Annotated in this window: 13 protein-coding genes; 8 read left to right on the top strand and 5 right to left on the bottom strand. The window is 62.5% G+C overall.

Features of this window, described 5'->3' with window-relative positions; genetic code table 11:
- Positions 1-82: 82 nt before the first annotated feature.
- Positions 83-715 carry a LysE family translocator gene (locus tag AC5ZG5_RS08120; RefSeq protein ID WP_456641336.1) on the top strand — a complete coding sequence of 211 codons (633 nt, stop codon included), beginning with the start codon at positions 83-85 and terminating at the stop codon, positions 713-715.
- Between the two features lie 117 nt (positions 716-832).
- Here AC5ZG5_RS08120 and AC5ZG5_RS08115 read toward each other — a convergent pair whose 3' ends face one another.
- Positions 833-1,459, bottom strand: a complete 627-nt coding sequence (locus tag AC5ZG5_RS08115) for a glutathione S-transferase family protein (protein ID WP_208830523.1) — start codon at positions 1,457-1,459, stop codon at positions 833-835.
- A 189-nt stretch (positions 1,460-1,648) separates the two neighbouring features.
- Between AC5ZG5_RS08115 and pyrE the strand changes: the two genes are divergently transcribed.
- Positions 1,649-2,212 (top strand): orotate phosphoribosyltransferase, encoded by a 564-nt coding sequence (pyrE, locus tag AC5ZG5_RS08110; RefSeq protein WP_028168036.1) that lies wholly within the window; start codon positions 1,649-1,651, stop codon positions 2,210-2,212.
- Positions 2,213-2,476: 264 nt separating this feature from the next.
- Positions 2,477-3,280 (top strand): DUF2865 domain-containing protein, encoded by an 804-nt coding sequence (locus tag AC5ZG5_RS08105; RefSeq protein WP_456641337.1) that lies wholly within the window; start codon positions 2,477-2,479, stop codon positions 3,278-3,280.
- Positions 3,281-3,360: 80 nt separating this feature from the next.
- Here the strand turns inward: AC5ZG5_RS08105 and AC5ZG5_RS08100 are convergent, their stop codons facing one another.
- Entirely contained in the window at positions 3,361-3,792 is a 432-nt protein-coding gene (locus AC5ZG5_RS08100; RefSeq protein ID WP_028168034.1) for a hypothetical protein, read from the bottom strand.
- A 195-nt stretch (positions 3,793-3,987) separates the two neighbouring features.
- Between AC5ZG5_RS08100 and AC5ZG5_RS08095 the strand changes: the two genes are divergently transcribed.
- Positions 3,988-4,266 (top strand): GIY-YIG nuclease family protein, encoded by a 279-nt coding sequence (locus tag AC5ZG5_RS08095; RefSeq protein WP_456641503.1) that lies wholly within the window; start codon positions 3,988-3,990, stop codon positions 4,264-4,266.
- Between the two features lie 47 nt (positions 4,267-4,313).
- Here the strand turns inward: AC5ZG5_RS08095 and AC5ZG5_RS08090 are convergent, their stop codons facing one another.
- On the bottom strand, positions 4,314-4,544 hold the full coding sequence (locus tag AC5ZG5_RS08090; RefSeq protein ID WP_028168032.1) for a hypothetical protein: 231 nt from the start codon (positions 4,542-4,544) through the stop codon (positions 4,314-4,316).
- 282 nt (positions 4,545-4,826) lie between these two features.
- On the opposite strand from AC5ZG5_RS08090, the gene AC5ZG5_RS08085 reads away from it, so the two are divergent.
- From AC5ZG5_RS08085 to rocF, 3 genes are all read left to right on the top strand, one after another.
- Positions 4,827-7,352, top strand: a complete 2,526-nt coding sequence (locus tag AC5ZG5_RS08085) for a glycogen/starch/alpha-glucan phosphorylase (RefSeq protein ID WP_496165435.1) — start codon at positions 4,827-4,829, stop codon at positions 7,350-7,352.
- A 184-nt stretch (positions 7,353-7,536) separates the two neighbouring features.
- Complete coding sequence (locus AC5ZG5_RS08080) at positions 7,537-8,352, top strand: acyl-CoA thioesterase (protein ID WP_028168030.1); 816 nt, start codon at positions 7,537-7,539, stop codon at positions 8,350-8,352.
- 65 nt (positions 8,353-8,417) lie between these two features.
- Positions 8,418-9,386 carry an arginase gene (gene rocF, locus AC5ZG5_RS08075; protein WP_456641339.1) on the top strand — a complete coding sequence of 323 codons (969 nt, stop codon included), beginning with the start codon at positions 8,418-8,420 and terminating at the stop codon, positions 9,384-9,386.
- A gap of 96 nt (positions 9,387-9,482) precedes the next feature.
- Here rocF and AC5ZG5_RS08070 read toward each other — a convergent pair whose 3' ends face one another.
- Together AC5ZG5_RS08070 and AC5ZG5_RS08065 are read right to left on the bottom strand one after the other, a co-directional pair.
- Positions 9,483-11,099, bottom strand: coding sequence for a phosphoenolpyruvate carboxykinase (locus AC5ZG5_RS08070; RefSeq protein WP_028168028.1), 1,617 nt, complete (start codon positions 11,097-11,099; stop codon positions 9,483-9,485).
- A gap of 598 nt (positions 11,100-11,697) precedes the next feature.
- Complete coding sequence (locus AC5ZG5_RS08065; RefSeq protein WP_456641340.1) at positions 11,698-12,432, bottom strand: HugZ family pyridoxamine 5'-phosphate oxidase; 735 nt, start codon at positions 12,430-12,432, stop codon at positions 11,698-11,700.
- A gap of 229 nt (positions 12,433-12,661) precedes the next feature.
- Between AC5ZG5_RS08065 and AC5ZG5_RS08060 the strand changes: the two genes are divergently transcribed.
- Positions 12,662-13,363 (top strand): response regulator transcription factor, encoded by a 702-nt coding sequence (locus AC5ZG5_RS08060; RefSeq protein WP_027579989.1) that lies wholly within the window; start codon positions 12,662-12,664, stop codon positions 13,361-13,363.
- The last annotated feature ends 102 nt before the right edge of the window (positions 13,364-13,465 follow it).

The following is a 13,465-nucleotide window of genomic DNA, read 5'->3' as shown; positions in this document are numbered from 1 at the left end:
GCAAAAATGCACTCGGAGCAATTGCGCAATGGAATCGCGGCACGACGCGCGTTAGAAACGTGCATCCTCCCGCGAGTTCCTGATGCCTCACACCTCCGCCTTGCTCGGTTTTGCGCTGCTCTCGCTCGGCATGGTGCTAACGCCGGGGCCGAACATGATCTACCTGATCTCGCGCTCGATCACGCAGGGGCCGGCAGCCGGGATCGTGTCGCTCGGCGGGGTGGCACTCGGCTTCGTGTTCTACATGCTATCAGCGGCGTTCGGCATCACCGCGCTGTTGTTCGCGATCCCCTACGCCTATGACGCGCTGCGCTTTGCCGGCGCGGCCTATCTGTTGTGGCTGGCGTGGCAGGCGCTGAAACCCGGCGGACGTTCGCCGTTCCAGGTGAAGAAGCTCCAGGTCGACAGCCCCCGGAAGCTGTTCGCGATGGGATTTGTCACCAACCTGCTGAATCCCAAGATCGCGATGCTCTATCTGGCGCTGCTGCCGCAGTTCATCGATCCCACGGGCAGCGTGCTGACGCAGTCGCTCGCGCTCGGCGCGATCCAGATCGCGATCAGCGTCAGCGTCAACGCGATAATCGCGCTCGCTGCCGGTTCGATCGCGCTGTTCCTCGGCACGCGGCCGGCTTGGCTGCTGCTGCAGCGCTGGCTGATGGGCACGGTGCTGGCTGGGCTTGCGATGAAGATGGCGTTCGAGGCGAGGAGAGCGTGAGTCCTCGCTCGTCATGCGCGGGCTTGACCCGCGCATCCATCTTCTGCGGAAGCAGATACCAAAGAGCGATTTTGCGAAGGAGATGGATTGCCGGGTCAAGCCCGGCAATGACGAAGATCAATCCAGCTTCGCTTCCATGCCGCGCTTCACGCCGGGACGGGCCATCAGCTTGTTGTACCAGCGCTCGACATTGGGGAAATCGCCGAGATTGACCTTGTGCCGCGGGTGGCGCCAGGCCCAGCCGAGGATGGCGAAATCGGCGACCGACAGATCGCCGGCGACGAAGTCGCGGCCTTCGAGCCGGCGGTTCAGCACGCCGTAGAGGCGGAGTGTCTCGGTCATGAAGCGCTTCAGGCCGTAGGCGCGGTCCTGCTCGTTCTCGAGCGCGATGAAATGGTGCACCTGGCCCGGCATCGGACCAAAGCCGCCCATCTGCCACATCAGCCATTCATAGACCGGGATGCGCTCGATCAAAGGCTTGGGCAGGAACTTTCCGGTTTTCTCGCCGAGATAGAGCAGGATCGCGCCCGATTCGAATACGCTGACCCGCTTGCCGCCGGGGCCGTCCGGGTCGACGATTGCGGGAATCTTGTTGTTCGGGCTGATTTCGAGGAAGCTTGGCGCCATCTGCTCGCCCTTGGTGATGTTCACCGGGAACACTTGGTAGGGCAGCCCCATCTCCTCCAGCGCAACCGAGATTTTGCGGCCATTCGGCGTGTTCCAGGTGTGCAGCTCGATGGTCATTTTCGCTTCCCCCACAATCGTTTGACGCTTCCCTAGCGCGGAACCGGACGCGGTTACAACGGCCCTTTACGAATATCGATCCGCGCCCCGTGTGACGCGGGCGTTGTTGACGGGGAGCTTTCGGCGCTGGAATCTCGCCACGACCGCCGATAGATTGCGCGCCACCGTAAACGACCCGGAAAGCCGCCTTTGTCCAAATCAGCCGCCCGCGCCCGCCTCGCCGAGATCATCCGTAAGCGCTCTTTCGGGCGCGGCGAGATCACGCTGGCCTCGGGCCGCAAGAGCGATTTCTATTTCAACCTCAAGCCAACGATGCTGGATCCCGAGGGCGCCGCATTGCTTGCCGAGCTCACTTATGAAGCGCTGAAAGACGACAATCTTGATTTCGTCGGCGGCCTCGAGATGGGTGCCGTGCCGCTCGCGGGCGCGATCGCGCAGCTCTCCTGGATCAAGGGACATCCGATCGCGGCCTTCTTCGTGCGCAAGAAGCCGAAGGAGCATGGTGCGAAGCTAGCGGTCGAGGGACTTGCCAAAGGCGAGACGCTGCAGGGCAAGCGCATCGTGATCGTCGAGGACGTCACCACCACCGGCGGCTCGGCGATGAAGGCGGTGGAAGCCGTGCGCGAGGCCGGCGGCGAGGTCGCGCTGGTCTTCACCATGGTCGACCGCGAGGAAGGCGCAACAGAAACGTTCGCGGAAGCCGGCCTTCCGTTCCGCTCGTTGTACAAAGCGGGCGAGTTCCTCAAGAGCTAGAGCATGATCCGGAAAAGTGGGAACCGGTTTTCCCTCACGACAAACGCGAAGCGTTTGCGCGGAAGAGCATGCTCAAACAAAGAGACGAGATGATGATCCGTTAAACGGATCATAATCGAGTGTTGCCTCATCGGCACACCGCGCCAGAATACGCCCATCTCCTTAGTTCTTCCGCAATCAACTGCTCGTTTACCATCCGACACTAGGGTGAATCGCGCGGAGACGACGTCTCGGCACTGTTGGCTCTGTCGGGTGGAGTTGGCGTTGCGTAGAGGGTTTGCTGATCGGCGCGTGCGGCGCCATCTGACGCTAGTTGCCGCCGCCCTTGCGGGCGCGATGACGCTCGCGCCTGCGCATGTCTCGGCGGAAAACCTGCTCGATTTCCTCTTTGGCGGCTTGCAGAGGCAGCAGGCCCATCAGGGCCAGTCGCAACCCGGTTTGTTCGATCCGTTCGGCCTCAACCAGCAGCAGCCGCAGCAAGCCGCACCGGCGGCCCGCGTTGCCGGTTCCGGCCCTGCGTTTTGTGTCAGAAGCTGCGACGGCAAATATTTCCCGCTGACCTTGCGCGGCAGCGCGACGCCGGTTCAGCTCTGCCAGGCGTTCTGTCCAGCGACAGCCACCAAGGTTTTCTACGGCGGCAGCATCGACTACGCGACCTCCTCAATCGGCGAACGCTATGCCGACAGCGAGAACGCCTTCGCCTACCGCAAGTCGCTGCGCGCGGACTGCACCTGCAATGGCCGCGATCCCGCCGGCCTTGCGCCCGTTGACCTCACCCTCGATAGCTCGCTTCGCGCCGGCGACGTGGTCGCCACCACCGATGGCCTGGTTGCATATACCGGCGTCCGGGTCGGCAACAACCAGAGCGCCGACTTCACGCCGGTCGCATCCTACCCCGGTCTCACCGCCGAACTCCGTGCCCGGCTCGGCGAGATGAAGGTCGCGCCGGTCGCGGCCGAGACGGTCGGCGAAGCGCCGCAGCCGGACACGAGCCATGACCCCGCGGCACCGGTCTCCGTCGTGCCGAAATCGGCCGCGCCGAAGGCGAAGCGGGCGGAGGTCAATTAGCGACTTAAGCTGTCATTCCGGGGCGATGCGAAGCATCGCCCCGGAATGACAGCGTGGATACTTAGCAAAGAAGGCAAACTTTACCGCCCGACAATCACCCCGATCACATTCGGGGCGGCGAGATATTTCTCCTCGATTGTCGCGCGCGCTGCGGCACGGTTTTCCGGCGTCAGCAATCCGCGCTTTTCGGCGAGGATCATCCAGCAATAGCCCCACCAGTCCGTCAGCATGCCCTGGTCCTCGACCAGGTCATAGCCCTGCTCGGCGGCGAAGATGCGCGCATGCGCTTCATCGAGCGAATCGAGCCAGGCGTGATCCGCAGGTGAGAACAAGTCGTCGCTGATGTCGTCGATGGTGTAGCCCCAGATCGACATGCAGACCGCGTTGAACTCGCGGTCGATCTGGTCGTCATCGACCCATTGGCGGCGGGACGCCTGATGCAGGCGCGACAGCGAGCGCGCAAAGTCGGCGATGCGGGTGAGCGCGAATTGATCGAAGGCAATAGTGGACATGTAGTCCTCGCGGGAACGGACTGGCCATAGATGTTGTGTCGGCGATGCCGCCGAATCAGAATGATATCAAATACTTGCTAAAATGTTCTTAATTTGTTCTGATGCTCCTCCGTCGTCGTCCCGGCGAAGGCCGGGACCCATAACCACCAGTGTTCGATTGTGGGTAGGTCGAGCCGATACATGACCGCTGTCAGGATCTATTACGTTTACATTCTCGCCAGCCGCCGCCATGGGACGCTTTATATCGGCGTTTGCAACAACCTGCACGGTCGTCTCACGCTGCATCGTGCCGGACGGGGATCGGAGTTCGTCAAGAAGTACAGCGTAACGCGTCTCGTCTACATGGAAACGTACGCTTCACCGCAGGAAGCGATCACGCGCGAAAAGCAGTTGAAGACTTGGCGGCGTGATTGGAAGATTCGGTTGATTGAAGAAAACAATCTCGATTGGGCTGATCTATCGCACCTGCTCTGAGCCCTGTGGCTATGGGTCCCGACCTTCCCGGGACGACGAAGACAACCTCACATCGCCGACAGCATCTTGTCGCCACAATAGTTCGCGTAAAAGCTGCCGCCGCATTGCCGCTTGATGGCGACGCAACGGGCGGCTGGAGTTGCGTTTGGTGGCATGCTGAAGCCGCAGGTCAAGCCGTCGGCGCTGCGCCCGGGCCTGCCGGCGGCGAAAGCGGCACTGGTGACGGTGATGCAGACGATGAACAGCACAGCGGCTGCGATCTCGATCAGCAGTCTCATGGGTGTCCCTCTCGATGACGGTGGTTGTGCCGCCTAATATGTAACCATACCACCGAAGCGCGTCGCCTTGAGGTCGCAAAATCGGCCCGGTCCTTGCATAAAATCATACCAGCGCGGTGCACAACAACCGGCTGGGCGGTTCCGATTGAAGTGCAAGACGCGTATCATTCGTTGTCCGGAGCGTGATCCGAAAAGATTATGCTCAAACAGAAAGATTAGATCATGATCCAATTTCGTCTCATCGGATCATGATCGAGTCCCCAAAGTTCAGGATTTGCCGCGTTGCAAGAACAGTCTTTCTCAGGAAGCTATCCGGCGCTCAATCAGCCGATCGATGAATTGGCGCTGGCAGAGATCAAGGGCGCGATCCTCGCCAAGCTGAGGCTGGAGATCGGCAAGGACGCCAGCGTGGCGACCAAGCGCGACTGGTACAAAGCGGCGGCGCTCGCGCTGCGCGACCGCATCACGCATCGCTGGCTCACGGCGGAAAAAGAGAGCTACGACGCCGGTGCCAAGCGGGTTTATTACCTTTCGCTGGAATTTCTGATCGGCCGCCTGTTCACCGACGCGCTCAACAATATGGGCCTCTTGCCTGTGTTCGAGGGAGCACTCGGCGATCTCGGCGTCGGCCTCGATGAATTGCGCAGATGCGAGCCCGACGCAGCGCTCGGCAATGGCGGCCTCGGGCGGCTCGCCGCCTGCTTCATGGAGAGCATGGCGACGCTGACGATCCCCGCCATCGGCTACGGCATCCGTTACGATTTCGGCCTGTTCCGCCAAATCATCAATCACGGCTGGCAGCAGGAATATCCGGATGAGTGGCTGGGCTTCGGCAATCCCTGGGAATTCCAGCGTCCGGAAGTCGTCTACAACATCCATTTCGGCGGCACCGTCGAGCATGTCGACGAAGGCGGCCGTGACCGCGCCATCTGGCACCCGGCGGAAACCGTGGAGGCGATGGCCTACGACACCCCGATCGTCGGCTGGCGCGGCCAGCGCGTCAACGCGCTGCGACTGTGGTCCGCGCACGCGCCGGATCCGCTGAAGCTCGACGTCTTCAACACCGGCGATTATGTCTCAGCCAGCGCCGAGCAGGCGCGCGCCGAGGCGATCTGCAAATTCCTTTATCCGAACGACGAAAGCGCCGCGGGGCGCGAACTGCGCCTGCGCCAGGAATACTTCTTCGTCTCGGCCTCGCTGCAGGACCTGGTGAAGCGGCACCTTTCGGCCGACGGCCAGCTCCGCAGCCTTGCGATGAAAGCGGCCGTGCAGCTCAACGACACCCATCCGAGCCTCGCCGTCACCGAGCTGATGCGGATCCTGGTCGACCTGCACCATTTCCGCTGGGACGAGGCGTGGAAGATCACTGTCGCGACGCTGTCCTACACCAACCACACGCTGCTGCCGGAGGCGCTGGAGACCTGGCCGGTCGAGCTGTTCGAGCGGCTATTGCCGCGGCATCTCGAGATCATCTATCGCATCAACGTGCAGCATCTGGCGCTCGCCGAAGAGCGCTGCCCAGGCGACATCGAATTCCGCGCCTCGGTGTCGCTGATCGACGAGAAATCGGGCCGCCGAGTGCGGATGGGACAGCTCGCCTTTGTCGGCTCGCACCGCATCAACGGCGTCTCGGCGATGCATTCCGATCTGATGAAGGAGACCGTGTTCCACGATCTCCACCATCTCTATCCCACGCGCATCACGAACAAGACCAACGGCATCACGTTCCGCCGCTGGCTGATGCTGGCCAATCCGAGACTCACGGGCCTGATCCGCGACGTCTGCGGCGAAGCCGTGCTCGACGATTTCTCGCTGTTCGAGCGGCTCGAGTCCCATGCCAGCGACAACGCGTTCCAGCAACAGTTCCGCGAGGTCAAGCGCCACAACAAGGTGCTGCTGGCGCGGCTGATGGCCGAGCGCAACCACATCAAGGTCGACCCATCGGCGCTGTTCGATGTGCAGATCAAGCGCATCCATGAATACAAGCGGCAACTCCTGAACATCCTGGAAGCGGTCGCGCTGTACCAGGCGATCAAGGATGAGCCGCAGCGCGACTGGAAGCCGCGCGTAAAAATCTTCGCCGGCAAGGCGGCGGCGAGCTACCGCTACGCCAAGCTGATCATCAAGCTGATCAACGACGTCGCCGAAGTCGTCAACAACGATCCCGCGATCGATGGCCGGCTGAAGATCGCCTTCCTCGCCGACTACAATGTCAGCCTGGCCGAGGTGATCATCCCGGCCGCCGACCTGTCCGAGCAGATCTCGACCGCCGGCATGGAAGCCTCCGGCACCGGCAACATGAAGCTCGCGCTCAACGGCGCGCTGACCATCGGCACGCTCGACGGTGCCAATATCGAGATTCGCGACCATGTCGGCGCCGAGAATATCGCGATCTTCGGCATGGAAGCCGGCGACGTCATGGTCCGCCGCAAGCAAGGGCTCGATGCCAGCGACCTGATCGGCAGCTCGCCGCGGCTGGCGCGTGCGATCACCGCAATCGAGAGCGGCGCGTTCTCGCCCGGCGATCCCGCCCGCTTCGCCTCGATCGGCCATGCGCTGCGCTATCTCGACCATTACATGGTCAGCGCCGACTTCGATTCCTACTACGACACCCAGCGCGCCATCGATGCGCGCTGGCAGGTGGTGCCGGCGTGGACCCGGGCCTCGATCCTCAACGTGGCGCGGATGCCGTGGTTCTCCTCCGACCGCACCATCCGCGAATACGCCGAAGAGATCTGGAACGTGCCCGTGAAGCCGCCGACGCCGCGCCTGCTGAAGGAGCAGGCGCAGTGGGGAGCCAAGCGCTAATCCCACGCGGCGGAAATCGATTACCTCCGACATCATTGAATTCTGCCGAGCAGTCGCGATACTGCGTCCTCGTCATTGCGAGGAGCGTAAGCGACGAAGCAATCCATGCCTCCACAAGCGGCGAAATGGATTGCTTCGCTTCGCTCGCAATGACGGAGCAATTTCGCAACACCGGAACAATTTCATGCTCACCAGGACCCCGCATTTGTTCGACGATGCCACCGCGGTTACTGCCGGCGACAGCCGCTGGCAGGGCAGGACCAGCGACGACTACTGGGCATTTGTCGGCCCGTTCGGCGGGGCCACCGCTGCAACCATCCTGCGGGCACTGATCGACCATCCGCAACGTGCCGGCGATCCGCTTGCGCTCACCGTCAATTATTGCGCGCCGGTTGCGCAAGGCGCCTTTGACCTCGATGTCCGCCTGGTGAAGGCCAATCGTTCGAGCCAGCACTGGTCCGTGGAGATGACGCAGGACGGCGGCGAGGTCGCGACGCTCGCAACCGCCGTGTTCGCCGAACGCCGCCCGTCCTGGTCGCACCAGCAGGTGAAGTTTCCGGACGCAACACCGTTCGAACAGACCCTGCCCTATCCCAAGACCGCGGCAGCGTGGGTCAAGCAATATGACTTCCGCTTCGTCGAAGGCGAGCCGAAATTCGGCACGCCATCGAGCGCGGCGCCCGAAACCTATTCCAAGCTCTGGATCGGTGACCGCGCGCCGCGCAAGATCGATGCGCTCTCGCTGATCGCGATGTCGGACGCATTCTTTGGCCGCGTCTTCCACGCCAAGCGGGAACTGGTGCCGTTCGGTACGGTGTCGCTGACGACCTATTTCCACATCGACGCCGCCGATCTTGCCGCCGAGAACATCACCCGCGTGCTGGCGGCTGCCGATGCCAAGATCTTCCACAAGAGCTATGGCGACCAGAACGGCGAACTGTGGTCACCCTCCGGCCGCCTGCTCGCAACCACGACGCAGATCGCCTATTTCAAGGCGTGATCGGGAAGGCGTAGGGTGGGCACGCTTCGCTTTGCCCACCCCACGATTTGAGAGAGCGCCGCCGCATGCCCGAAGCTGACAATTCAAAGCCATCGCACATCGCGCTCCTCGGAGTGCCCATCGAGATCGGCGCCGCGCAGGCCGGCACGCTGATGGGTCCAGCAGCACTGCGCACCGCCGGGATCGCGCGCGTGCTGGAGCAATTGGAGCTTCGCGTCGACGACCACGGTGATCTCTCAATCCCCGCGGTGGTCTCGGACGGGCCGGTGCCGGCGAATACGAAATTCTATGATGAGGTGAAAACCTGGATTCGCCTGACATCCGAGCGCGCCTACTGGCTGGCGCAATCCGGCGCGGTGCCGATCTTCATGGGCGGCGATCATTCGCTCTCGATGGGATCGATCAATGGCGTTGCGCGCTTCTGGCAGGAGAAGGGCCGGCCGCTGTTCGCACTGTGGGTCGACGCGCATGCCGACTACAACACGCCCGACACGACGATCACCGGCAACATGCACGGCATGTCGGCCGCTTTCCTCTGCGGCGAGCCCGGGCTCGACAACCTGCTCGGCGGCCTGCCGCGCGCCTCGATTACACCTGATCAGCTCGACCTGATCGGCACCCGCTCTGTCGACCCGCTGGAGCGCAAGCTATTGCGCGAGCGGAGCGTCGCCATCGCCGACATGCGCGCCATCGACGAATTCGGCGTCGCCGTGCTGATCCGCCGCGTGATCGATCGCGTCAAGGCGAGGAACGGCGTGCTGCATGTCTCGTTCGACGTCGACTTCCTCGATCCTTCGGTTGCGCCCGGCGTCGGCACCACGGTGCCGGGCGGCGCGACCTACCGCGAAGCGCACCTGATCATGGAGCTGTTGCACGATTCCGGACTGGTGCGCTCGGTCGACATCGTCGAGCTCAACCCCTTCCTCGACGAGCGCGGCCGTACCGCACGGGTCGTGGTCGAACTGATCGGCAGCCTGTTCGGCCTGCAGATCACCGACCGCCCGACACCGACCAATGCGGTGCTGCCGGATTGACATGGCGAATAGCGAATAGGCTGCGCCGCAGACATGTTCCGGAGTAGAAAAGGGCGACCGCGGGGTCGCCCTTTTCATTGGCGGAAATATGCGAGGCTATTCGGCCGCGAGCTTCACGTCCGGCGCGGCGGCGCGGACTTCGGCGTCGACCTTGCTCTCGAACTTGGCGAAGTTCTTCTGGAACATGCCGACCAATGCGCGGGCGGTCTTGTCGAACTCGGCCTTGTCCTTCCAGGTGTTCACCGGATTAAGGATCTCGCTCGGCACGCCCGGCAGCGCGGTCGGCACCGCAAAGCCGAAATATTCGTCGGTGCGGAATTCGACATTGCGCAAGCTGCCATCGAGCGCCGCGGTGAGCAGCGCGCGCGTGACCTTGATCGGCATGCGCGAGCCTACGCCATACTTGCCGCCGGTCCAGCCGGTGTTGACCAGCCAGCAATCGACATTATGCTGGGCGATCAGGTCGCGCAGCATGTTGCCATAGACGGAAGGATCGAGCGGCAGGAACGGCGAGCCGAAGCAGGTGGAGAATTCCGGCTGCGGCTCGGAGCCGAGGCCGCGCTCGGTGCCGGCGACCTTCGCGGTGTAGCCGGACAGGAAGTGATACATCGCCTGCGCCGGCGAAAGCTTCGCGATCGGCGGCAGCACGCCGAAGGCATCGGCCGCCAGCATCACCACATTCTTCGGATGCGGCGCGCGGCCACTGCGCGAGGCGTTGGGAATGAAGTCGAGCGGATAGGCGGAACGGGTGTTCTCGGTCTTGGAGCCATCGTCGAAATCGACGACGCGGGTATCCTCGTCAAGCACGCAGTTCTCGAGCACGGCGCCAAAACGTGTGCTCGCAGCATAGATCTGAGGCTCGGCTTCCTGCGAGAGCTTGATGCACTTGGCGTAGCACCCGCCTTCGAAATTGAAGATGCCGTTCGGGCCCCAGCCGTGCTCGTCGTCGCCGATCAGCGTGCGGTTGGGATCGGCCGACAGCGTCGTCTTGCCGGTGCCGGAGAGGCCGAAGAAAATCGCGCTGTCGCCCTTCGACCCGACATTGGCCGAGCAGTGCATCGGCATCACGTCGCGCGCGGGCAGATAATAGTTGAGCGTGGTGAAGACCGACTTCTTCATCTCGCCGGCATAATAAGACCCGCCGATCAGGACGATCTTGCGGGCGAAATCGATCGCGACGACATTCTCCGAGCGCACGCCGTGACGTTTGGGATCGGCGCGGAAGCTCGGCATGTCGATGATGGTGAGTTCGGGCACGAAGCTCGAAAGCTCGATCGCCTCGGGCCGGATCAGCAGCGTGCGGATGAACAGCGAATGCCAAGCGAGCTCGGTGAACACGCGCGTCTTGATCCGATAGGTCGGATCGGCGCCGCCATAGAGATCCTGCGCGAACAGTGCCTTGCCTTCGGCGTGCTTGAGGAAATCCTGATAGAGCGCTTCGAACTGCTCTGATGTGATCGACTGGTTGCCCGCCCACCACATGCTCTTGTCGGTGGTCGCATCGCGAACTGTGAACTTGTCCTTCGGGCTGCGGCCGGTGAATTCGCCGGTGTCCGCGCAAAGCGCACCATCGGCTGAGAGCACGGCCTCGCCTGCCGCAAGCGAATATTGATAGAGCTGCGGCGCGTGAAGATTCCAATGCACGCGTTTGAGATTTTTTAAGCCGAATTTGTCGGCGCCAAAGGCACCGTTGTACACGCCCGTGTTTTGCACGAAGAACCTCCTCGAACCCGCGTTTCCCATTGCGCGAATGTCGCTAAACGCGCTCAGTCGCGGTGACCTTTCCAACAACAAATATAGCCCGAAGGCCCCGGTCCAGCGACCTCATAATGGGGCAATGCGAGCTTGCCAAGCTAGTCCCCGAATTTTGGTTTATTCCAAGGCATCCCTTCCACGTGGTTCAAGCACTTGCTGCAGCGCAAGGCGGCTTTTCTGCCCGTGGATCGCGCGACGATCCGCCGCGATCAATGCCGGGGCCGACGTCTTTGCGATGCACAATTGGTGCCATCGGACGCGCGGCGTCGTTCTCAATCAACGCACAGACTACCCGATATGCAGTTTGGGCGATGAGACATCGGCTTTGTCGCCGGCAATGCCGTTGCACTTGGATCGCACGATCCAATCGGCAATGAGAGCTCATTGCACAGCCTCGCTCGACGTCAGCAAGCCACCATCGAATTCGACGGCCGTTAAGAATGCGCAGCGCGCGTAAACGTTCCGCACCGTCGCGCATAACATGCATGATGCGAAGCGCGTTGACGGCCGCATTCTCCCCAATATGCATACGATTGCGACACCGCGCCGTTCGCACCTATCCCGTTGCGCGCGCCTCACTGGCGAGTCGAACCAACATCTTGCGCAGCTCCGCAGCGTTGCGCACGCGCTCTGGAAATTCCAGCCGCAGCGTCCGCTTGCCCGCCTGCATGTCCATGCCCTCGGGGTCGCAGCCAATGCAGCGCCAATCGGCGCTTTCGGCTCCGAGCAGCCGGGTCGCATAAAGGTGCATGGCGTCGCGGTGAGCCTCGTTCATGTGCTCGACGGCCTCCGCTTCAGCCTCCAGCCACCCGTCCGTCCCAGCCAGATCGGTCAGGAACTGTTCTGGCCTCAGATCGACGATCCGGCCGAAGCCGGCGACGAGGTGGATGGCGGAGGGGATGATCCGGAAGAAGGAGAAATCCTTAAATTCCACAAAGGCTTCCGCGGACGGATGGGCGGCGAGGTAGCGGCGGCGCAGGAGGCTCGCGGCCTCGCCTTCCGTCTGTTCCGCCCGGCCGGCCAGCATGATCCGGGACCCTTCCAGCGGGTCGCCTTCGGCCCGCTCGTCCAGCATCAGCGACACCCTGACGTCGGCGAGCAAGTTCCTGGTATGGACCGCGAGGCGGGAGAGCAGCAGTATCGGGGAACCGTCCGGATGGCTCGCGACATTGACCAGGGAACAATAGGGATCGCCGGTTTCCGGCATCAGCGTTGCCAAAGCCCCTTGCCGGCTCCTCCGGAGCAGGGAACGGGCCAGCCTGGCGGGGTCAAACTCAGCGGTCGGTTGCATCGAAATTACCTAGTAATTGCCTGGCCATGTGGTTGCACTTCGGGGCTTTTTTCGGGTAAACGGGCACTAGACGGGTCGGACGCGTTCGCGGGGGGCGAGGCGTTTGGCGGAACTCGGTCACACTTCAGCCCACCTTGCGTTGCTCGCTGACCGAGTCCGAAGCCCAATTATGCGGCGCATCACCGGAATGCTCGCCGTTTCAGCCAACTGGAAAACTGAAAGCAGGCTCATGCCCACAATCGCCCTGGTCGACGACGACCGCAACATTCTCACCTCTGTCTCGATCGCGTTGGAAGCCGAAGGCTACCGCATCATGACATACACGGATGGTGCGTCCGCGCTCGACGGCTTCCGCACCTCGCCACCGGATCTGGCGATCCTCGACATCAAGATGCCGCGCATGGACGGCATGGAGACGCTGCGGCGACTCAGACAAAAGTCCGACCTGCCTGTAATCTTCCTGACTTCCAAGGATGAAGAGATCGACGAATTGTTCGGCCTCAAAATGGGCGCCGACGATTTCATCCGCAAGCCGTTCTCGCAGCGCCTTTTGGTCGAGCGCGTGAAGGCCGTGCTGCGCCGCGGCCAGCCCAAGGATCCGACCGCAGCCCCGAAGGAGCCGGATACGCGCGCGCTCGATCGCGGCCTGCTCAGGATGGATCCGGAGCGCCACACCTGCACCTGGAAGAACGAGCCGGTGACGCTGACGGTCACCGAATTCTTGATCCTTCAGGCACTGGCGACGCGGCCCGGCGTGGTGAAGAGCCGCAATGCGCTGATGGACGCCGCCTATGACGACCAAGTCTATGTCGACGATCGTACCATCGACAGCCACATCAAGCGGCTGCGCAAGAAGTTCAAGGTGGTCGACGAGGATTTCGAGATGATCGAAACCTTGTACGGCGTGGGGTATCGCTTCAAGGAAGCCTGATCCGCGGCGAAAGCTCCGCTTTGTTAACTGACACGGTCCGCACCTATGGGGTAGGGTGCGGGCCCAATAGCGTGCATGGTAACACCCCTCGTCAACGAACCG

The sequence above is a fragment of the Bradyrhizobium sp. Ses1 genome (assembly GCF_059512365.1).
This window is presented reverse-complemented; position numbering and strand designations above follow the sequence as displayed.